At 71.4% G+C, this 22,381-nt stretch carries 12 protein-coding genes; 3 read left to right on the top strand and 9 right to left on the bottom strand.

All coding sequences use genetic code 11. From position 1 onward, the window contains the following. Positions 1-299: 299 nt before the first annotated feature. Genes ADK65_RS17585 through ADK65_RS17575 form a run of 3 tightly spaced genes read right to left on the bottom strand, consistent with a single transcriptional unit; the run spans position 300 to position 4,367 of the window. Entirely contained in the window at positions 300-2,051 is a 1,752-nt protein-coding gene (locus tag ADK65_RS17585; protein ID WP_063788030.1) for an ABC transporter ATP-binding protein, read from the bottom strand. A 59-nt stretch (positions 2,052-2,110) separates the two neighbouring features. Further along, on the bottom strand, positions 2,111-2,929 hold the full coding sequence (locus ADK65_RS17580; RefSeq protein ID WP_053671114.1) for an SDR family NAD(P)-dependent oxidoreductase: 819 nt from the start codon (positions 2,927-2,929) through the stop codon (positions 2,111-2,113). 37 nt (positions 2,930-2,966) lie between these two features. Further along, positions 2,967-4,367 (bottom strand): hypothetical protein, encoded by a 1,401-nt coding sequence (locus ADK65_RS17575; RefSeq protein WP_053671113.1) that lies wholly within the window; start codon positions 4,365-4,367, stop codon positions 2,967-2,969. A 512-nt stretch (positions 4,368-4,879) separates the two neighbouring features. On the opposite strand from ADK65_RS17575, the gene ADK65_RS17570 reads away from it, so the two are divergent. The 3 genes from ADK65_RS17570 to ADK65_RS17560 all read left to right on the top strand — a co-directional run bounded on the left by ADK65_RS17570 (position 4,880) and on the right by ADK65_RS17560 (position 15,522). After that, entirely contained in the window at positions 4,880-12,421 is a 7,542-nt protein-coding gene (locus tag ADK65_RS17570; protein ID WP_234352902.1) for a type I polyketide synthase, read from the top strand. Positions 12,422-13,546: 1,125 nt separating this feature from the next. After that, entirely contained in the window at positions 13,547-15,031 is a 1,485-nt protein-coding gene (locus ADK65_RS17565) for a PP2C family protein-serine/threonine phosphatase (RefSeq protein WP_063788028.1), read from the top strand. An 8-nt stretch (positions 15,032-15,039) separates the two neighbouring features. After that, positions 15,040-15,522, top strand: a complete 483-nt coding sequence (locus ADK65_RS17560) for an STAS domain-containing protein (RefSeq protein WP_078956027.1) — start codon at positions 15,040-15,042, stop codon at positions 15,520-15,522. 108 nt (positions 15,523-15,630) lie between these two features. On the opposite strand, the gene ADK65_RS17555 is transcribed toward ADK65_RS17560, so the two are convergent. From ADK65_RS17555 to ADK65_RS17530, 6 genes are all read right to left on the bottom strand, one after another. Next, positions 15,631-16,401 (bottom strand): DJ-1/PfpI family protein, encoded by a 771-nt coding sequence (locus tag ADK65_RS17555; protein WP_053671112.1) that lies wholly within the window; start codon positions 16,399-16,401, stop codon positions 15,631-15,633. Continuing rightward, complete coding sequence (locus tag ADK65_RS17550) at positions 16,398-17,420, bottom strand: GlxA family transcriptional regulator (protein WP_053671111.1); 1,023 nt, start codon at positions 17,418-17,420, stop codon at positions 16,398-16,400. Before ADK65_RS17550 ends, ADK65_RS17555 begins: the two co-directional genes overlap by 4 nt. Further along, positions 17,417-18,160: a DUF1775 domain-containing protein gene (locus ADK65_RS17545; protein WP_053671110.1), complete on the bottom strand. Its 744-nt coding sequence runs from the start codon at positions 18,158-18,160 to the stop codon at positions 17,417-17,419. Before ADK65_RS17545 ends, ADK65_RS17550 begins: the two co-directional genes overlap by 4 nt. Positions 18,161-18,304: 144 nt before the next feature. After that, positions 18,305-18,928, bottom strand: coding sequence for a sigma-70 family RNA polymerase sigma factor (locus ADK65_RS17540; RefSeq protein WP_053671109.1), 624 nt, complete (start codon positions 18,926-18,928; stop codon positions 18,305-18,307). Between the two features lie 192 nt (positions 18,929-19,120). After that, complete coding sequence (locus tag ADK65_RS17535; RefSeq protein ID WP_078956020.1) at positions 19,121-19,855, bottom strand: hypothetical protein; 735 nt, start codon at positions 19,853-19,855, stop codon at positions 19,121-19,123. A 206-nt stretch (positions 19,856-20,061) separates the two neighbouring features. Then, positions 20,062-22,308, bottom strand: coding sequence for an SWIM zinc finger family protein (locus ADK65_RS17530; protein WP_078956026.1), 2,247 nt, complete (start codon positions 22,306-22,308; stop codon positions 20,062-20,064). Between the last annotated feature and the right edge of the window lie 73 nt (positions 22,309-22,381).

Raw genomic sequence — 22,381 nt, 5'->3', positions numbered from 1 at the left:
GCTGGAGAGAAGGGGGAGCCGAAAGGCGTGAAGCCCCAAGCCACTTCCCGCGAAGCGCCCCCCAGCACTTCCAGAGAGGGCACACCATGCCGACTGCACTCGTCTCCGGAGCCAGCACCGGAATCGGCCGGGCGCCGGCCCGCGCTCTGGCCAGCGCGGCCCGTCCACCGGCGCATCTTCACGCCCCGGCCGGATGCCTACCAACGCCCGGCTCCGTTCCTGACAGGCGCGGTGGGGGCGGCGCGGCCGGCTGAGAGGCAGGCGTCCGCACGCGCTTGGCGTAAGGCGGCGGGTGGGGGTCAGAACTCCGAGTAGCCCGAGGAGGCTGTGGCGTAGCCGGAGAAAAGATCCCTGTAGTGGATGTTGGTGGCAAGCAGTTCTTCGTGGCTGCCGTTGACAACTGTTCCGTCCTCTCCGATCAGAACGACGTGCCGCGCGTTGTGGACGATGGACGGTCGGTGGCTGGCGACGATGACGCAGCGAGTTGCCGAGAAGTCGACGAGGGCTTGGACAATGCGGCCTTCGCTAATGCCGTCCAGGTGGGAGTTCGGTTCGTCGAGGAGGACGATGTCGCCGTCAGTGAGGAGAGCACGGGCCACGGCCAGGCGCTGGCGTTGACCGCCGGAAAGGTCGTGTGCGCGGCCGAGGGGGGTGCCGAGGGTTCTGGGGAGGCACAGGACGGCCTCGCGCAGACCGACCTTCTCCAGCGCGTCCAGCAGCGTTTCGTCGCTGACCGGTCCCTCGAGGCCGAGGTGGAGGTTCTCACGGAGGGTGCCCTCTATCAGCGTGGCGTGCTGGTCGACGTAGGTGGTGCGCCGACGTAGCTCGCTGAGAGGCCAGCTGTCCACGGGGCGTCCCAGCACACGGATCTCACCTTGATCGGCCAGCGCGAGGCGGTTGATCAAAGTGAGCACTGTGGACTTCCCGGTGCCTGAGGGGCCGACGAGGGCGGTCAGGCCGGTTGCGGGAGCGTGAAAGCTCGCACGGTCCAGGACCGGGCTGCCTCCGGGATGGCGGAAGGTCACGTGGTCGAACGTCACGGCTTCAGCTTCACTGCAGGTCGATTGCAGGCTGGACGGGGTGGCGTTGTCCGTTTCCACGGTGATCGTGAAGAGGTCACGGAAACGGCCTTGCGCAGCCAGCCCCGCCTGCACGTGGCCGATGCCCAGGGCGACGATGGCCAGGGGGGAGGTGAGGTGTAGCAGGTAGAGGAAGAAGCCGCTGAAAGAGGCTAGAGAGAGCACCCCTCGCGTGATCTGCTGCCCTGCTACCAGGGCAACGGCCAGCACCGCGATCTGCTGGCCGACGCTCACCACCGGGCCGATGAGGCACTGGAGTCGCGAGACAGGGAGACATGCGGAGCGCACGTCGGCCGCGGCGTGTCCGAGTTTCCGTGCGGCTGCGGCTTCGTAGCGGCACGCCTTGACGGTGACGAGCGCGGTGAGGTGGGCGGTGAGACCTTGGGCGAGTTGTCCGAGGGCGCGCTGCTGCGCGTCCGCGAGGTGTTTCATGCGAGCCGTCATCAGGGCGATACAGGCGCCGGCCAGACTGAAGGCGCCGACGGCGACCAAGGTGAGGACTGGGTCGATGACGGCCATGGCGGTGAGCGTGGCTGCGGTGGTGGTCAGCGCCACCGGGAGATGAACGAGACCGGTTTCGATGAGTATGCGCAGCGCCACGGCGTCAGAGGTGACCCTGGCGGTGAGAGCGCCGGTGCCCTCGTCGCGGACGGCATGCAATGGCAGCCGCAGCAGGTGGTCCATGGCCTGGCAGCGCAGTCGTAGTACGGCGAGTTCGCCGATTCCGGCCAGCAGCCATCCGGTGAGGGCTTGGAATCCGGCTGCGCACAGGACAGCAGTGCTCATGCACAGGGCGGCACGGGTGATCGGCTGATGGTGGGTGAGGGCGTCCGTCACGACCATGGCCAGCCATGGCACGGTCAGGTCGGCGGCGGACGCGAAGAGAGACAAGACGGCGGCCAAGGCGAGCAGCACCCGATTGCCACGCAAGAGGTCACGGCCGAGGTGCACTCCGGGCACCGTGGTGCCCATGCCGCCCCACCGGGCGGGACTGAGGGGCGCATCGACGTGGGTGTGAGCCGTCCCAAGGGTCATGCCGCGGGGTCCTCGGTGCATGGGGCATCGGGCGGGGCAAGGGCCGACCGAGCGCGGCCGAGGTCCCAGCTGAATGCGGACGTCAGCGTGCGGGGCAGGTGCCGCAACCCCCAGGCACAGGCCCTGTAGCGGCGGGTGGGGATGCTGACCAGGCGGCCTCTGGCGAGGTCGCGCATGGCGGCGGTGACGACCTGCTCGCTGTTCAGCCACATCCACGAGGGCAGGTGGCCGACCTCCAGCCCCGCCCGCTGGTGGAATGCCGTGCGGATGTAGCCGGGCAGCAGGGCCATGATGCGTACCCCGCTGTCTCGCACCGGCGCGGAGCGGGCGATGGACTCGGTGAAAGCCAGCACCCATGACTTGCTGGCGGGGTAGGTGCTGGCCAGCCAGGTCGGACCGTAGGCGGCGACGGACGCGACGTTGACGACGGCGCCGTCGCCGCGCTGCATCATGGCGGGCAGGACGGCCTGTGTCGTGCGCAGCACAGACCCGATGTTCAGCTGCAGGAGAGCCTCTTCGGCACCGGAGTCACTGGCGGGAAAGGCCGCGGCGACCGCCATGCCGGCGTTGTTGACCAGCAGGTCCGGGACGGTCCGGGCCAGACTTTCCGTGAGCCTGCTGCTGCCGGGGGCGGTGGCCAGGTCGGCGGCCACGGTGGTAATCCGCCGCCCGGGGCTTCGCAGCAGGTCGGCCGTACTCTCCAGATCGCGCTCGGTACGGGCGACCAGCGTCAGGTCGTAACCGGCCCCGGCCAGGTGTACGGCGAAGGCCAGTCCGAGGCCCGAGGTGGCTCCGGTAATCACCGCGCTCGGCATGACGGCCCTCCGCTGCGCGGGGAAGGGGGACGTCCGCTCACCGCGGCTGCGGGACGTCGTCGGGCGTGAACTGCACCGCCGTGCCGTACTGGTCGAGCAGGCCCTGGAAAGGCTGGGAAGGCAGGCCGGGCTTCCACAGTTCGACGGCCATCTCCCCGTGGTACAGCAAGGGCCACCGCACGTAGACCCGCGGGTCCGCGGGGTCGTTGATGGCGTGTGACCGGCGGACCGTGTTGCGTGCGATCTCTACGGTCAGGTCGGTGCCGCAGCCGAACCCGTAAGGAAACTGCTCACGGTCGGCTTCCACGGTCTCGATCACTGTGTCATCGCTGGAGGTGACGCCGACGTGGGCGTGAATACCGGCGCGGACCAGGGGAAGCTCGCGTTCACCGTTCGGGTCCGGGACCCATGTGCCGGCCATGTCTTTGGTGACACGGACGGTGGGGCAAGCCTCCATCAGGGCACAGATCTCCCATGTCTCCACCGACGGCTGCATCGGCAGCGTGCCGCTCGGCGCCAGGACGCGCAGACGCCGTCCACCGGCCAGACGCGGCTCGACGGCCACGACCTGCTCACGGGTCAATGCCCGCTTGTCGACGTCCCAGGAGCCCGAGGCACTGACCACCAAGCAATCGAGGTCGGGGTCGAAGGCGAAGAGCATGCCCTCGCTGAAGCCGCGCACCCCCATGTAGATCTCGTACATGTCGGCCAGTTGGTCGGAAACGAAGTCGGACACCTTCAACGGCGGCGACAGCAGACCCAGTTCACCCATCCGACGGCCCGCACCGGCCAGTTGCTCGGGGGCGGTGGCGGCCTGCCACGCCTCGGCCGTGATGGCGTCGCGGGCGGTGTCGTAGTCGTCGGCGACCTGCTGGGCGCAGGCTGCGGTGACGAGCCGGTCCCGCATGCGGTCGGCGATGTCGTCCATCTCGGTGGGGTGGCCGCCCTCCATGGTGCACAGAGTCACCTCCGCCACCCGGCCGGGAGCGTCCCCGCGGGACACGAACAAAACCTTGGCCGCGCCCAGTCGGCCCATGGCGGTGCGAGCGGTGGCGACGGCTTCGGCGTGGGGCAGGGTGCTGAGCCGTTCAGGCACCTCGACCACGGCGACGACGTGGCGCGGGTTGCGGCGCAGACCATGGCGCTGGCGCAGCATCGCGCTCAGTGGCGGGTAGTTCTCGGGGATCCGCTCCCGCAGTGGCTGCGGCCCTTCTGGGATCTGCCCGCACATGAGCATCAGGTCGACGTCACCGTGGGAACGGTCGAAGACGGAGTGGCCCTGGAACTCGAAAGCGGCGACCAGACGGTCGAGGAAGGCTCGTAGCGCCTGATGGTCGACCGGCACCTCTCCGATGACCTGCACCGTGCATGGGCGCCACCAGCCGCATGCGGTCAGGTCGGTGCTGACGGTCGGTGGGGCAACCGGTGAACTACTCATGGCATGCCTTCCAGATACGTCGTCGAGGCCGCGTCGAGGTGGGCTTTCGTGGGCGGGGCTGTGGCCGGCGGCGCGGGAAATGCGACGGGGACAGAGATCCGGCTGCCCGTGTCGTGCAGGTGGCGGATCCTGCGGGGGGACCAGCACGGCGGTGACCCTACCGGCGCTCTGGCGAACGGTGGCTCACCGTCACCCTTGCGGTAGCAGACGCTCGGCGGACTGACGCCACCTCCTCACCCGATCGTGAATATCCGCAGGTGGGAGCCAGCAGAGGCACTCCTCAGTTCGCCCGCAGTGGTGAACGCATCGAGGCCGTCGTCGCAATTCCGACTGGTACGAATGCCTCCGAAACACCCGAACGTGGCTCGTCGTGTTCCCACGTATGCAGTAACGCGTGGAGGGGACCGTTCCCTCACTCCCTAAGATCGCGGAGGCTCGGCGACGAACACACCGCCGGCTCCGATCGCATGCAGCTCGCCGCTGCTTCCCACTCATTTGTGCAGGAGAACTCCGTGGCTGTGGCCCCCGCATACCCCGACAGCCAGGCCGTGGCGATCGTGGGCGTCTCGTGCCGAATGCCAGGCGGCGTCTCGGGTCTGGACGACCTTTGGGAAGCGTTGCACGCGGGACGCGACCTAGTCGGCGAGGTACCGCCCGACCGTTTCGACGCCGAAAGGTTCGTCGACGTTGAACGGCGCAGGAACAACAAGAGCTACACGGCAGCGGGCGGCTTTCTCCAGGACGTGACCGGTTTCGACAACACCTACTTCCAGCGGGTGTCACCGCGCGAGGCCGCGCGCATGGACCCGCAGCACCGGCTGCTGCTGGAGATGGCGGTCGAGGCCCTGGACGATGCCGGCATCGACCAGGCCGCCACCGCGGGCTCCGACACGGCGGTGTTCGTCGGTATGTCGAGTCACGACTACGCCGACCTGCAGTCCACCGGCGGCGACGCACCCAACGCGTACACGATGGTCGGCCTTGCCGCCACCAACGCGGCCAACCGCATCTCGCACCTGCTCGATTGGCACGGGCCGAGCATGACGGTGGACACCGCTTGCTCATCGGCCCTGACCGCCTTGCACCAGGCGTGCGAGACGCTGCTGACGGGCCGGGCCCGTATGGCGCTGGCAGGAGGAGTAAGCGTCCTGCTCAGCCCGTTCGGCTTCACCGGCTTCTCGGCCGCCTCCATGCTGTCGCCGACCGGCCGCTGCCGCGTCTTCTCGGCCGAAGCCGACGGCTACGTACGCGCGGAAGGCGGAGGCGTCGTGGCGCTCAAGCTCCTGTCCGACGCGCTCAAGGATCGCGACCGCGTCCACGGGGTGATCCTGGCGAGTGGCGTCAACAGTGACGGCAGCACCACCGGGCTGGCACTTCCCAGTGCGCGGGCGCAGGCGGCACTGCTCGAACAGGTCTACGCCCGAGCCGGCGTGAGCGCCGACGACCTCTCCTACCTGGAGGCCCACGGCACCGGTACACCGGTGGGCGACCCGATCGAGTGCGACGCCATCGGCCGCGCTCTCGGCGCCCACCGCACCGTCGGGCCGCTGCCGATCGGATCGGTCAAGAGCAACACCGGTCACCTGGAGGCCGCCTCCGGTATGGCCGGACTGATGAAAGCACTGCTCGTCCTGCGGCACCGTCGCATCCCGCCGACCCTGCACGCGCAGCCGCTGAGCCCGCACATCGACTTCGAGGGCTGGCGACTCGACCCGTGCACCGAGGCCAGGTCGCTGCCCGGGCAGCGACCGGTGGTCGGTGTCAACTCCTTCGGCTTCGGCGGTTCCAACGCGCACGTCGTGCTCACCGGCGCGCCGACGGCTCCCGCCACCCCCGACCACAGTGAGCAACCCCCAGGACTGCTGCCAGTGGTGGTCTCGGCGTGCACCCCCGAGGCACTGGAGGCAGCGGCCACTCGCATGGGCCGGCGGCTGCTCGGGGAAACCCCTGAGGGCTTCTATGACGCGGCGTGGACGGCCGTACACCGTCGTACCCTGCACCCCCATCGGGCGGTGGTCCTGGCGCGCGACGCCCGGCAGGCAGCCGAAGCGCTGGAGGCCGTCGGTCAAGGGGCACTGCCCCTGCCCGCCGGCACCGCCACAGGGCAAGCGGTGGCAGACGGCCGTGTGGTGTTCGCCTTCGGCGGCAACGGCTCCCAATGGGCCGGCATGGGCGCGGACCTGCTGAGCGAGGAACACGTCTTCAGGGACGCACTCGACCGGGTCGACGACGCACTCCGACCTCACCTGGGCTGGTCGGTACGCGAGGAGATGGCGGCGGCGGACCCGGGGCGTATCGAGGCCACCGAGATCGCCCAGCCGCTGCTGTTCGCCTTCCAGATCGGTCTGGTGGAACTGCTCAAGTCCCGGGGCATCCGACCGGCCGCCGTCCTGGGCCACAGCGTCGGCGAGATCGCCGCCGCCCACGTCGCCGGTGCTCTCGACCTGCCTGCTGCCGCCCGGGTGGTCGCCGAGCGCAGCCGAGCCCAGGCAGTCACACGTGGCCGGGGCCGGATGGCCGCCGTCGGCCTGTCCGCAGAGGAAGCGGCCAAGGAACTCGCTCCCTACGCCGGCACGCTGGAGATCGCCGCCGTCAACGGCGATCAGGACGTCACCATCTGCGGTCCCGAGGAACAACTCCGAGCCCTGGGCGCCGACCTGGACGTGCGCGCGGTCTTCTTCCGCATGCTGGAGCTGGACTACGCCTTCCACAGCCAAGCCATGGACCCCGTACGGGACGGCCTGCTCCAGTCGTTGGACGGGCTGCGTCCCGACAGCGCCGCTCTGCCGTTTGTCTCGACGGTCACCGGCGCGGTCTGCCCGGGTGAGGAGCTGGAAGCCCACTATTGGTGGCGCAACGTCCGCGAGCCCGTTCTGTTCGGGCCGGCCCTGCGTACGTTGCTCGATGACGGCTACGACATCTTCGTCGACATCGGCCCCCACCCCGTCCTTCGGCCCTACCTGCGCAAGGCGACCAAGGAGCTTGAACGCCCAGTGCTCGTGACAGCCACCTGTGCCCGAGCCGTGCCGGGGCCGGCCGCCGTCGACACCGCGGTGGCACAGGTACTGGCCGCCGGGGCCCTGACCCATGGAGACGCCTTCTTCCCACGGCCCGGACGCATGAGCGACTTGCCGGCGTACCCCTGGCAGCGAGAGCGGCGCTGGCACGGTGACCCGCAGTGGTGGCTGCGCGTCGCCGGCGAGACCTCCCCCGTTCAGCACCCCTTGCTGGGGGCACGCGTCTCCGTCGAGCAGCCGGCCTGGTCCAACCTGGTGGAACCCTCCCGATTGCCGTGGCTGGCCGACCACCAGGTCGCAGGCGCCGTGGTCATGCCCGCCGCCGCCTATCTGGAGATGGCCCTTGCCGCGGGAGGACTCGTCCACGACGCCCCGGTCGAGGTGAACCATCTCCTCATCACCCGTGCCCTGGACCTGCCGTGGGACGACGACACCGCCGACGTCCGCGTACAGGTCTCCCTCAGCGAAGGCGACCAGGCCCTGACGATCGCCGCGCGTACCGGCGACGACCGTCCTTGGCAGCAGTACGCTCGTGCCCGCGTCCGGCGCCTGCTGGCTGCCGCGCCGCCCTCCGTCGACCTCGCCGACCTGCGCTCGCGCCTGCACACCCACCTGGAGGTCACCGATCACTACGCCCGTACCCGGCGCGCCGGCCTCGTGTACGGTCCGGCCTTCCAGGTCCTCACCGAGCTGCGCCGGGGTGAGGAGGAAGCCCTTGCTTCCTACGCCCTGGACGAAGCTGCGGACGGCTACCACGTCCACCCGGCCCTGCTGGACGGCGCGCTCCAGGCGGGCGGCTGCCTGACCGGCGTCGACGGCGAGTACCTGCCGTTCCTGCCGGTCGCCGTCGAAACCCTGCGCCTGTGGCGCACCCCGCCGCGAACCGGCCTGGTCCACGTACGTCTGCGGGACGGCAACCCGCAGGAGACCTGCTGGGACATCACCTTGTCCGACACCGACGGCCAGGTCTGCCTCCAGCTCACCGGCTGCCGGCTGCGTCGCATGGGCCACACTCCCACCGAGCCCGTGCAGCACCTCGTCAACGTGCTCCGTGCCGCGCCGGGGGCCGTCGCCCCGGCAGGAGCCGCCCCCCTGCCCTCACCCACCAACCTGGTGCAGGCGTGTCTGCCCTACCGCGACGGTCTGGAGCGGACCTGGCGCGAGGAAGGGCATGACATCGGGCTGCAGCGTCTGCGCGAGTGCTGCTCGCTCCTCATCGCCGACGCGTTCGCCCAGCTCCTGCCCGCCGACCAGACCGAGTTCGACGTCAGTGACCTGGTAGCCGGAGGTATGCTGCCCCGGCACACCCGCTTGGCCGAACTGCTCGCCCACGCCACCCGCGGCTTGCTGCGTCAGACCCAGCAAGCCGCGGAAGGCCGCTCCGCACGCTGGCGTCTGCCCGACACCGACGGCCCCCCGCCACTGGAGCTGTTCCAGCAACTCGTCGACGACTTCCCCCAGCACGCCGTGGAGACGTCCCTGTTCGGCCGCTGCTGCCTCCACCTGGCCGATGTACTGCGCGGCAAGCACGATCCGCTGACTCTGCTCTTCGACGAACCCGACCGCCATCTGATCGAGTACTTCTACAGCGACGCCGTCCAGCCCCGCTTCCACAACCAGCTGCTGCTCGCCCTGGTGCGCGAGCAGGTCCGCGCGTGGCCCGAGGACCGGCCGCTGCGCGTCCTGGAGGTCGGGGCAGGCACCGGCAGCAGCACGGCCCTGCTCCTGCCCCACCTGCCGCCGGAACGCACCGCGTACAGCTTCACCGATGTGTCCGCCGGTTTCTTCCCCTCTGCCAAGGCCCGCTTCGCGGACTTCGACTTCGTCGACTACCAGTGCCTGGACCTGAACCAGGACCCGGCCGAGCAGGGCTTCGCCGCGGCATCCTTCGATGTGGTGATCGCCACCAACGTCCTGCACGCCACCCGGGACCTGCGCGCGACCCTGGCTCGCATCACCCACCTCCTCGCCGACGGTGGGCAGCTTCTCGCCCACGAGACCCACGAGCCCGGTCTCCTGGCCCCCTGCTTCGGCACGCTCGAGGGTTTCTGGGACTTCACCGACGCCCCGCTGCGATCGGACTCTCCTCTGCTGCCGGGTGATGCCTGGCAGCCGCTGCTGCACGAATGCGGCTTCGACGAGGTCGCCCAACTCGGACACGACCGGGCCCGACCGGAACTCGAGTACTCGGTGCTCTGCGCCCGCCGCGCGGCACGCACCACCGTCGCCGTCCCTGCCACGCCCCAAGCCCCTCCGGAAACACGCTGGCTGCTGGCCGGAGAAGCCCCCGACAGCCGCCTGGTCCGGGACCTCGCCGACATCCTCATCCGCGCGGGCGCCGACGTCCAAGTCACCGGTCTCGCCCAGACGCCTCGGCACTGGGCGCAGGTTTCGGCTGAGCAGCAACTCCCGACCACAGTACTGGTCTTCGACGCTGACGACGTCGACGACAGTCCAGCCGATGTCTGCGACCGAGCGGCCGCCCGGCTCGGTGTGTTGCGGGAACTCGCCGGAAGCGGCTCGCACTTGTCGGACGGGAGCACGGCCAGCCTGTGGATCGTCACCCGGCCCAGTGGCATCCACCCCGCCCCCGAGCAGCCTGGCGCTCCTCAGGACGCGGCGCTGTGGGGTGCAACGCGTTCCCTGGCCAACGAGATCCCCTACTTGACCGTCCGGCGCATCTCCCTGGACGCCGGGCCACAGTCCGTCGACGACGCCCGGCGCCTGGCAGCCGAACTACTCGACCCCACCGACGAGGACGAGGTTGTCCTCACCCGCGGTGGCCGCTTCGTCCCGCGCACCATCGCCCAGGCCGCGTCCGCCACAGCTCCCGACACCCCCGACGCGACACCCTTCACCCTGCGCCTGCACGACGCCGGTCTGCGTCCCCGGCTCACCTGGGTTCCCGACCAACCACAGCGGCCCGCGGACAACGAGGTCACCATCGCCGTCGCAGCGGCCGCGCTCAACTACCGTGACGTCATGCTCGCCGTGGGCCTCCTGCCCCCGGGTGCGGAAGCGCCACTGCCGGACGGACCGGCCCTGGGCCTGGAATGCGCCGGCACGGTCACCGCCGTCGGCGGCGACGTCACCCACCTGTCACCCGGCGACCGCGTCTACGCGCTCGCCCCCCGCAGCCTCAGTTCCCACGTGACCGTCGACGCCCGCCTCGTCGGAACCGTCCCCGACGGCATGGCGTTCACCGAAGCCGCCACCCTGCCGGTCGTCTACTTCACCGTCCACCATGCCCTCGAACGACTCGCGCGTCTCCAGAGGGGAGAAACCGTCCTCGTCCACGGTGCCGCCGGCGGCATCGGCCTCGCCGCGCTCCAACTTGCCCGAGCCCGGGGCGCCACGGTCATCGCCACCGCCGGCACGCCGGCCAAACGCGACCTGCTGCGCATGCTCGGGGTGGATCACGTCCTGGACTCCCGCACCCTGGACTTCGCCGAGCACGTCCGCGACCTCACCGGCGGACAGGGGGTCGACATCGTCCTCAACTCCCTGGCGGGAGAAGCAATCAGCCGCAGTCTGGAACTCCTGCGCCCAGGTGGGCGTTTCCTGGAACTCGGCAAGCGCGACATCTACACCTCCACGCCGCTGGCGTTGCGACCCTTCAGCAACAACATCGCCTTCTTCGGCATCGACGCCTACCAGCTCATCGCCGGCCGCCAGCCCCAGGCCGCGACCTGCTTCGACGAAACAGCACGGTTGATCACGGACGGGACGTACCGCCCTCTGTTGCACTTGACCTACCCAGCCACCCGAATCGCCGAGGCACTGCGTGTTCTGCAACGCTCGCGCCACCTCGGCAAGGTCGTCATCACCTTCGAGGAACCTCCGCCCCTGGAGCACCCGTCCTCGTCGCTGCGGCTCTCCTCGCAGGCCACCTATCTGATCACCGGCGGACTCAGCGGACTCGGCGCAGCCCTCGCCCACCGTCTCGTCGACCACGGCGCACACCACCTCGCACTCGTGGGCCGCCGGGGCGCCGACACTCCCGGCGCCTCCCAGCTCATCCAGTCCCTCGCCGAGCGCGGCGCCACCGCCACCGGCCACACCGCAGACGTCACCCGCGAAGAGGACCTGCGCCGGACACTCGCCGCCATCGACGCCGGCGGTCATCCGCTGGGCGGAGTGATCCACGCCGCGATGGTTCTGGACGATGCCCCGCTCGCCGAACTCACCGACGAACGTCTGCGCACCGCCCTGGAGCCCAAAATGCTCGGCGCGGCCACCCTGGACGTACTCACCCGCGACCGCGACCTCCACCTCTTCGCGACCTGCTCGTCGGTCACCGCCTGGTTCGGCAACGCCTACCAGGCCAACTACACCGCCGCCAACGCCTACCTCGAAGCGCTCACCCGCACCCGCCGCGCCACCGGCCTGCCCGGTACCACCGTGGCCTGGGGCGCCGTCGGGGACACCGGCTACGCCGCCCGACACGGCATCACCGAGATGCTCGCCCGTCTCGGCCTGGACAACCTCACCCCCGCAGAAGCCTGCACGGCACTCACACACGCCATCGCACAGGACATCGACGTCACCGCCGTAGCCAGAATCGACTGGGCCCGCATCCGCAGCATGATGCCGGCCGTGCAGACCCCACGCCTCGCCGGCCTCATTCCCCTGCACACCCACCAGGACGACGGCCCCGACCAACTGCGCCACCGCCTCGCCACCGCGACCCCCGCGGAAGCGCTCGCACTGGCCGCGGACGCCATCACGCAGGTGCTGGCCGACATCCTGCAGACCGACCCCGCCCGACTCGACCGCGACCGTCGCCTGGATCAGCTCGGCCTCGACTCCCTCATGGCCGTCGAAGCCGTCATCGCCGCCCGCCGCCGGCTGGGCTGCGAACTGCCCACTCTGGAATTCCTCAACGCCCAGGGCATCACCGACCTCGCGCGCCGTGCGCTGATCCGCCTCGGCCACCAGGCTCCGACCGTGCCGGGGCCCACCGCGCCCAGTCCGACCGTGCCGTCGCCTACCGTGCCCGCGCCCGCCGCGCCCGTTTCGAGCGCTCCCACCCACTGACGTCACCGACCACTACACACGCAGTAAAGAGGCCCCTCGCCGACGTCGACTGGACCAACCTCGGCCCCACGGCGGAGATCGCCCCCGGCGACCGCACCGGCGTCTACCGGCGCACCCTGGACGACCTCGTCACGGACGACAACGGCAACAGCACCATCTCTGTCGCCGGGCATCCGATGTCAGTGCCCCCGTACCGTCCGGACGTGCCACGCAACCGGCGCTCTGAGCGGCCAAGAACTCCGTTTGCGACGTGGTCCAAGACACGGACTCCTGTCTCAACGAATGCAGTCGCAAAGTAAGCGCACTCGGGAAGCGTCGCGAGGAACACGGACCGCATGCGGCGCCAACTGCATTGTGCGCGTCGGCGCAGCCGATCTCAGACGAAGCCGCACCGGAACACTCCCATGCGGCTTCGTCGTCTCACGGCTTGGCCAAAGTCGCGTCAGAGCGGACACCGGCGGGGACTCGCCGCATCACTCGCCTATCACGAAGCCATCACCAACTGGGCGGCCCCTCCTGGACCAGAAGGCTCTGACCTGCTACTTCGTGCCCACGCTGGACCGGCGTAGACGCCCACGGACAGTCTCTACAACCTGTGCCATGTGGTACCCAGTGAGGGACCGAGGATCAGGACGGGGGCGTCTTCTGGTCCGTCGAAGCGGTACTGCAGGGTGCTCGGTGGTGTCTCGCTCACGCCCCAGACCCTCTCACGTATCACGAAATCTCACACGGCCGGGGGAAACCGGTGACCCGGTGCGTCCGCGGCTCGACTCGTCGAGCACTGCCGACGGCCTCACTGATCGAGAGTGAAGACTTCGCCCCGATGGGCACACGACATCGTCCAGTTCCGCCGCCTGGGGATCACCGGCCTGCTCCGAGGCCATGGGTCCGGCTCCAGTCCGGGGCCGTCAGCCGCCCGCCGCCGAGGCCACGGTGGGGCAGCGACGCAGCACAGCAGTCAGATTCCACCAGCCGGATCCGTCGGCCGGTACCAACCGGCGCATCGCACTTCAGGCCGCGCCCGGTTCCCGGCCGGCGGCGGCATTGGCGTTCGGGCGTGTTGGCGATTTAGGCTGCGTCGATTCGTGCCGTTCACGGCGGCAGCCCATCGACGGAGGGAAGCCGATGATGCAGCAGGCATCGGCCACCGACCCGGCTCCCGGGCGCCGCCCCGAGCTGGTCCCCGACCCGGATGTGGAGGCGGCCCGGATTGCGGCGGTGCGCCGCTACGACATCCTCGACACTCCGCCCGACGGGGCGTTCGACCGGGTGGCGGCGATGGCTGCCCGCCTCTTCGACGTGCCGGTGGCGACCGTCACGATTGTCGATACCGACCGCATCTGGTTCAAGGCCGCCCACGGCCTGGAGGGTGTCGCCGAGATCGGCCGTGATCCGGGCCTGTGCGGCTCGGCGATCCTGCGCGATGACACGATGCTCATCCCCGACACCCTCCAGGACCCTGTCGCGGTGGACAATCCGCTGGTCGCCGGGGAGATGGGGGTGCGTTTCTACGCTGCCGCACCGATCATCACCCCCGACGGGCACCGGCTGGGCACGGTCAACGTCCTCGACACCCGGCCGCGCTCGATCACCGAGGAGGACACCGCCACTCTTGCCGATCTCGCCGCGATCGTGCTGGACGAGATGGAGCTGCGGCTGTCGGCGCTGCGTGCCCTGCGCGAGGAGCAGGCCCGCCGGGAGGCGGAGAGGCGGCATGCCGAGGCGGAACGGGCGCGGGCCGAGGCGGAGCGTGCGGCGCGGGAGAAGGCGGAGCAGGACAAGGCCGCCATCGCCGCGTTCGCCTCCACCCTCCAGCGCACCCTGCTGCCCCCGGCCCTCCCCGTGGTGCCGGGCCTGGAACTGGCCTGCCACTACCGCACCGCCTCCGCCCACGACGTGGGCGGCGACTTCTACGACGTCTTCCCCCTCGACGGCGACCGGTGGGCGTTCTTCCTCGGTGACGTGTGCGGCAAAGGCCCCGAGGCGGCGACCGTCACCGCCCTGGCCCGCCACACCCTGCGCGCCGCGGCCCAGATCAACGCCGACCCCGTCACCGTGCTGAGCGCGCTCAACGCCATGCTGCTCACCGACGTCACCGCCGGCCGCCGCTTCTGCACCGTCCTCTTCGGCGTCCTGGAGCCCCGGGAGGACGGCGGCTTCGCCGTCACCATCGCGACCGGCGGCCACCCGCCGGCCTACCACGTGCGTCCCGACGACAGCGGCGCCGTCTGGGTGCGGGCCGTACGCCCCAAGGGCGGGATGCTCGTCGGCGCCTTTCCCCAGGCCCCCTTCGCCCAGACCACATTCTCCCTGACGGCCGGGGAAAGCCTGTTCCTCTACACCGACGGGCTGATCGAGGCCCGCACCACCGAGGGCGCCATGCTCGGTGACGACGGCCTGACCGGCTTCCTCCACCAGCGCACCGGGCCCGTCACCGCCACCTCCCTGGTCGAGGACAGCATCACCCTGCTGGCCTCGCTGCCCCACGGAGCCGGCGACGACGTGGCCCTGCTGACCCTGTCCGTCCCCTACCCTCACACCACACCCGACGGCAGTGTCGCTGCCACCGCCCACACCGCCGCCGCGCCCGAACACTTCGGCCAGGAGTGAAGACCGACGTGACCGACACGCTGCAGCTGACCGTCCAGCACCCCCGTCCCGGCCTCGCGATCGCCGTCGTCGCCGGCGACGTGGACACGCGCACCGCGGACACCCTGCGCCACGAAGCCTCGGGAATCATCGAGCAAGGGCACCCGCACCTGGTTCTGGACCTGTCTCAGGTCGGCTTTTGCGACTCCGCCGGTCTGAGCGCGCTCATCGGCCTCTGGCACGCCGCCCAGGCGGTGGGCGGGTCGCTCAGACTTGCCGCCGTCCCCGACCGCCTGATGCGGATGCTCGTCCTCACCGGCGTCGACGCAGTCCTGCCGGTCCATGCCACCGCCGCCGAAGCGGTCGCCACCATGACCGCCGGCCAGTCCACCAGCGCGGGCGTACCGGGCTGCCCCACCCATGTCTCCACGGACGCTGGGGCCGGTGAGCCGGCCGGAGGGGAGCACATGGCCCGCGACGGCGCTCAGACCCCCTCCTCCAACCCGAGCTGATCGCGTCGTCGCGTCACGGTGGGGCCGTCTGTACCAGCGCTCGAGCCCGGCGCTCTTGATCGTGTACGTGGCGTGGCGCCGGAGCAAGCAGCCCAAGCGCCGGCGCCCTCATACCTGTGATGCGGCGAGCAACTGCAAGGCACGCTCCTTCAGTCGGGGATCCGCCTCTGCGGCGTTGCCCGAGTCGAAGGGGGGTTGGGGGTCGTATTCCACGGCCAACTGGATCGCCTTGGCCGTGTCGTCGTCCGCGATGACGGACGCGAGGTAGAGGGCCATGTCCACCCCCGCCGAGACCCCGGCCGCGGTGATGATCTTTCCGGAGCGTACGTAGCGTTGCGGCAAGTAGGTGACGTCGAACGTGGACTGGAGGTAGTCGGCGGAGGCCCAGTAGGTCGTCGCCTCCCGGCCGTCCAGCAGCCCGGCGGCCGCGAGGACGATGCTGCCGGTGCACACGGAGGTGGTCCACCGGGTGTGGCGGTGCATCTCGCGGATCCAGCGCAGGAGCTTCTGGTTGTTCATCGCCCCGGTGGTACCGCGGTTGCCCGCTCCTGGCACCAGGAGGACGTCGAGACGGTCGACCTCGGCGATGGAACGGTCGGCGACCACGGCCACGTCTGCCGTGTCCGTGCGGACGGCCCCGCGTTTCTCGGCGATCATCGTCACGGTGGCGTCGGGGAGACGGGACAGGACCTCGGCGGGGCCGGTGGGATCGAGCAGGCTGTAGCCGTCGTAGAGCAGGATGCCGATGTTCGGGCCCGTGCCGCCGTCGCGCGGGGCCGGGTACGCCGTTTCGGTCCCGGCGGCTGCAGCCGTTGCCGCGAGCGCGGCGGTGGCCACGGTCCCGCGCAGGACGTTTCTGCGTGTCGTGGAATGGCTCATGGGCCCGAAGTCTGCTGTCCCGGTGCGCCGCGCGGAGGTGGCGTGTCCGGCATCCTGCGAAGTCTGTCCCCGGTGACCCCGTAGTGGTGGAGGAACGCCTGCCGTAGCGTCTCCGCCGACCCGAAACCGCAGCGACGGGCGATCGCTGCCATGGACAGGGCGCTGGACCGCACCAGGTGCGCCGCTGCTTCGGTGCGTGCCGCGCGTACGGCCCTCGCAGGCGTCGTGCCGAGGTGCGCGGTGAACAGGCGGGTCAAGTGGCGTCGGCTGACTCCCGCACGAGCCGCCAGGGCCGCCGGGCTGAGGTCCTCGGTCAGATGGCCGGCGATATGGCCCGTCAGGTCCCGCACCAGCCGGTCTCCCGGCGGCGGGGCGGCGAGGAACATCGATATCTGGGCCTGGTCGGCGGGCCGGTGCAGGTGAGTGACCAGTTCGCGGGCGACGGTCCGGGCGAGGGTCGGCCCGTGGTCGTCCTCGATCAGGGCCAGTGTCAGGTCGAGGGCACTGGTGACCCCGGCCGAGGTGTAGACGTCGCCGTCGCTGATGTAGAGGGGCCCGGGGTCCACGGCCACGGCGGGGTGGCGCCGGGCGAGCCGGTCTGCCCACCCCCAGTGGGTCGTCACCCGTCTGTGGTCGAGCAGTCCGGCGGCGGCCAGTACGTAGGCGCCGGTGCAGACGGAGGCCACACGTCGGCTGTGTGCGGCCAGCCGTCGCACCTGACCCAGTAATCGCTCGTCCGCCGCCGCGTCCTCGCAGCCGATACCGCCCACGACGATCAGCGTGTCCAGCCGTCCCGCGACCGCCTGCAGGCTCTGCCCGGCCGCCAGCACGATTCCCGTCGAGCTCCGGGCGGCCCGCCGGCCGAGGGTGCCCAGCTCGATGGCGTAGGGCGGCTGTGCGCCGTACCGGTTGGCGATGTCCAGGGCACCGCTGGGACAGGCGATGTCGAGGATCTGCGCGTCGTCGTAGGCGACGATGAGAACGCGCCGCCGGTGCCTGTGCTCGACCGAGGACCTCACGCAGATCCGCTCCGGCGGTTCCTGAACCACCACACACCACCGCCGAGCACCAGGACGACCGCACCGATGCCCAGCGGCACGGCCATGGGCATGGCGTCGTCGTCCTTCGTTTCGTCGGCCACCGGATCCGCGGACGATTCCCCGGCGGTGGGCTCTTGTGGAGCGGTAGCCGACGACGAAGCGGAGGTCGTCGGTGCCTTGGTGGGGGTGGGGCTCACCGACTTGGCTCCGGGTGCGGCGGCCTTCAGCTCGAGGCGGGGCGCGGGATGGCCGTGCCCGTGGCCCCCTCCCTCGGCCTCCTCCTCCAGTCCGATCCAGCGGTCGACCTTGCCGTCGCTGTAGGTCTGCAGGGTCTTGAAGACCAGCTCCTTCGCATCGGGCAGCTGCCGCACGGTCACCACGTACTCGGCGTCCTCGCCCACGGCGAGTTTCGGCCCCGAGACCGTGTAGCCCCGGCCGGTAGGGGCGAACTTCCAGCCCTTGGGGCCTTCCTCATAGGTGATGTCCTGAGGGACGAGACCCTTGGGCAGGACCACCTCCAGCTTGCTGATCCCGGCCGCGGCGGACTCCGACTCGGCGGAGAAGGTCAGCTCGACGTTCTGGTCGAGGGCCCGGGCGCCCTCCGCCTCGACCTCCGCGTGGGCCGCGGCCGGGCCCGCGGTGGCGACTGTGACGGCGAACGCGACTGCGGAGAGGGCGCCGGTGAGGCGCAGGCTGCGTACCAGGGTCGGGTGGTGCACGGAGAACTCCCTCGCTTCGATGGTGTTGGTGCTGCTCTGCTGTTCAGGGGTTGTGCGGGTCAGGTCGCTCCGCAGCGAGCGGCGGCGGTCCGGGTCGCTGCCGCCCGGACACGAAGGAACCGGGCGGCAGCGGCATACGGGCGGTCAGGCAGCGGCGGCCACCGGCGTGTGGCGTTCGGCATCGTCCAGCCACTCGATCAGCGACGTGCGGGCGCGGGCGACGCGCGAGCGCACCGTGCCCACCGGACAGTCGCTGACTCCGGCCGCCTCCGTGTAGGGGAGGCCCACCAGTTGGGTGAGGACGAATGCCTCGCGGCGGTCATCCGGGAGCGTGTCCAGCAGCTCGGCGAGGGCGATGCCGTCGTCGAAGCCGGGCAGGCCGCGCGGCTGGGCGCGTTCGGCGGCCGACTGCCAGTCGTCGGTGTCCGCGAGGCGGGGGCGGGTGGAGCTGTGGCGGATGCTGTCGATCACCGTGCGGCGGGCGATGGACAGCAGCCAGGTGCGGGCCGAGGAGCGGCCTTCGAACCGGTGCAGGCTGTCCAGGGCGCGCAGGAAGGTTTCCTGGGTCAGGTCGTCGGCACTCTGGGGGTCGGCGCCGAGGAACGTCACGTAGCGGCGGACGTCTCGATGCAGGGCGCGGACGAAGAGGTCGACGGCGTCAGGGGCGCCGCTGCGGGCGGCCAGTGCCCAGGCAGTGACCGAATCGTCTCTCGTCCTTTCCTTCGATTCCTCGTGCGTTGCGGACAGGGACAGGGCAGGAGTGAGCACCTGGTGTCTCATCTTCTCGTGAATCCGGGCACCGGTGTCCGTGCCGGCGCCCGGAGAACAGGGCGAGCGGCACGGAGACCCGGTGAGTGGGTGACGGGGTGATCGGCCGGGCGCGGTGTGCGCGGCCGATGCCCGAGGCGGGGAGACGACGACTCGTCGTGGCTGTGCACCGCCTCGGGAAGCCGGCTGTCGTCAGGCGACAGCGGTCCCCATGGGTGGACCCCGAGAAGTGATCGCGTAGGTGAGAAGGAACTGCCGCGGCCTGCGCGCCGAACCGCCCCGGCGGGCGCGGACGCGTGGCCGGTGCGGGGGCGCGGGCAGCCGGAGGATCAGGCGCAGCGGAGCGACGAGCCATCCGGCGAGAGCGCGCAGGACGCGGAACGCGGCGCGCTCGCCGTGGGCGAGCCACAGGCCGCACAGCAGCGCGGCCAGCAGGTGGGCGGCGAGCATGCCGGTCGAGGACATGTCTCCCATGCCGTGGTCCACGGAGTGCGCGGCCCCCATGCGGCCCATCGACCCCACGGGGTGCATGGCACCCGCTCCGTGATCCACGGACGTCATGGACGTCGGCATGGCGCCGTGCTCCGTGCCCGGTCCCGACGGCGAGCCGCAGAGCAGATAGCCCAGCCACCGCTGGACGAGCGACCTGCCGCCGGGCGCCTGCGGGTGTACGACTGCCTGGGTGAGCGAGAACGACGCGTGGAGTACGGCCTGGACGGCGACCGTGACGGAGCCGACCCCGACCGGCCCGCGCTCCCGGCCGGCCAGCAGCCAGGCAGTGCCGCCGGTCACCGCCGCTCCCGCGGCCATGGCCCACCAGGGCACCGCGGTCCCCGACATCATGACGTGGCCCAGGGAGGCGAGCAGCACGCAGAGGGCCGCGAACACAGCGGCCCTGATCGTGCGAGAACACCACCCGACGGTCATGGCGCCTCATCCTCGCAGTCCGGCTCTCACGCGTCACGGGAAGGTACGGAACTGACCCCCAAGGCCGACTCAATGAAGCCGTTGTGATCCATGCCACTTCAACAGCGGGGACTCAAGGGCCGGTTCCGCCGACTCCTGCCGAGGACCCCGGAAGTGCCGCCAGGGTGCGCGGGGTTGAGGCGGGCGCCGGTGGCGGCGGTGCGGAGTCAGAGATCGCCGGGCAGACCCAGTCCGGTGAGGGCGCCGACCGGGTCCGGGTCGGGGATGCCTCTCGGCCACCAGTCGTCGCGGCCCGGCTCGGACTCGTACGCGTACCAGAGGCCGTCGCGGCCGAGGCGGAGCTGGAGGTGGCCGTGGGGGTGGGTGAGGTGGTTGCGCCAGGGGCGGAAGGCGGGCAGGTCGGCGGCGAGGAGCAGGGGCCTGGCCCGGTCGAACCGGCCGGCGGGCGGGTCCCACGGCTCTTCCAGGACGGCGAGGCCCTCCAGTCCGCCTTGACGCCAGGCGGCTACCGCGCGAGCCAGCTCCGATGTGGTGCGGCCCGCCGCGGAGGCGAGGGACGCGTACAGCGCCCGCGTACCGGCGGTGAGTCCCGCTCCGGGGCGGGCGGCGGCGAGGCGGACCGCGTCCTGCCAGAAGGTCAGCTGCCCGACCGGGTCACGGCCGCCGGCGAGCAGGGCGTGGGCGCGGGCGGCGGCGTCCGTGGCCAGTTGGTCCAGCGCGAAGGGGTCCGGGCCCCCGGGTGCCGCCGGGTAGGCCGGGGGCTGCTCCGGATGCGCGAGGGGCGGCAGTGGGGCGGGGAGGGGCGGCAGGGCGCGCGATGCGAGGGCTTCGGCGGCCCGCACGCCGGGCAGCGGGGCAGGGCCCTTGTCCTGCGCGGCGCGCGCGGCGCGGGTGGCACTCAGCCGGGACAGCGCGTCGAGCAGCTCCCGCTCGCCCCGGCCGCGCAGCAGGAGCAGGACGAAGGGGTCGGCGTCGAGCAGCCGGGCGGTCTGGTAGCAGAGGGCGGCCGCGTGCTTGCAGGGGTGACCGCGGTCGGGGCAGCTGCAGTGGGGCTCCAGGTCTCCGGGGCCGGGCAGCAGCGGCACGCCGCACTCCGCGAGGGACTGGAGCATCTCCTTGTCCAGCAGCGCCGCGATGTGCCCGGGGCGGTCGGCGGCGACGTCCAGGAAACGGTCCCAGTCGGTGTCGTCGAGCGTGCGCAGGTGTACCTGGACGCGGTAGGGGCGGGGGCGGCTGCCCTGGACGTAGGCCAGCACCAGTCCGGGCGTCACGGTGATGGCGTCGACATGCCCCTGTCCCGCGTATCCCCGCCCGCGCTCCAGCCGCTTCACGTCCAGGGCACCCTGCTCCAGCGCCTCGACCCAGGCGTTCCCCCACCAGCTCTCGGCGAAGCGGTCGCCGTCCCGGGGCGGGAGGGGCGGAAAGGTGCGACGGAGTTCGTGGTCGCGCGCCGGAGCCGCCATCGAGTGGGGGGTTCGGGAGGGCCGAGGCGTGCGGGCCGCGGCGGGAGTGGGCGGGACCGGGGGCGGCTCGGGGGCGACGGGTGCGGAGCTCACGGGAGAGGGGTGGGCGGCGTGGGGGGCCGAGCCCGAGTCGCGGGATGCCCGGTCGTCGATGGGCGGTGGCCCGCTCGCATCACGGGATGCCGGGTCACCGGACTCGGGCGGAGAGGGCTCGGTCCGGGGCCTGGGGCTCTGGGCGCTGTCGGGCGCTCCGATGTTCGGCGTGGTCGGGGCGTGCCTGCCCTGCGGCCTGCCCGCGGTTCGGTCGTCGGCGCCGCGCAGCAGGTCGGCCGTGCGGCCGGTCCGCTCGGCCCCGCCGGCCGTCGGCTCATGGTCGTCGTCGGAGGTCGTGTCCCGCAGGTCCGGCATCAGGAACGCACCGGACAGCAGCTGCCCCACGTCACGCGCGCCCCGGCCGGGGGCGTCCGCGCCGGCCCGTCGCACCGCCGCCGCTCTGTCGTCCACGGCTCTCTGCCGGGCCCGGCGCCTGCGGCGGGCGCCTTCCCGCTCCGTCTCCTCCCGGGCCCGCCGCGCTTCGTCCCGTGCCGCGCGCAGCGCCTCGCGTGCGACGTCCGCCCCCCTGGGCCCGGCTTCTGCCGGATCGGAGGCATGCGCAGGGGCCGGGCGGAGCGGCGTGGCCTCCGGAGGGCTCGTCCGCGGGTCGCCGGATGCCTGCGGCTCCGGCGTCACGGCCGCCGGGAGGCCCTCATTCGCACCGCCGGCCCGGGGTGCGTCGGCGACCTCCGGACGAGCAGCACGGTCCGCGTCGGGGACGGCACTTCCCTCCTGCCCGCCGGAGCCTTCGGCGGCGCCGGTGCCCTCGGGCGCGGTGCCACCGCCCCTTCCTCCGGGGGCCACCCCAATACCACCGGCATCCCCGAAACCACCGGCATCCCCGGACCCGCCGTCGTCCGCCCCTCGACCGACGACCGCCCCGGACCCCGCAGGCACGCCACCGTCCGCCCGCTCGCCGCGGGCGACCCCGGACCCACCGGCGTTCCCGGACGCTTCGGCATCCTCGGGG

It is taken from the genome of Streptomyces sp. NRRL B-1140, from assembly GCF_001280065.1.
GTDB lineage: Bacteria > Actinomycetota > Actinomycetes > Streptomycetales > Streptomycetaceae > Streptomyces.
The sequence above is the reverse complement of the archived record's forward strand: the minus strand, read 5'-3'. Positions and strand labels throughout refer to the sequence as shown.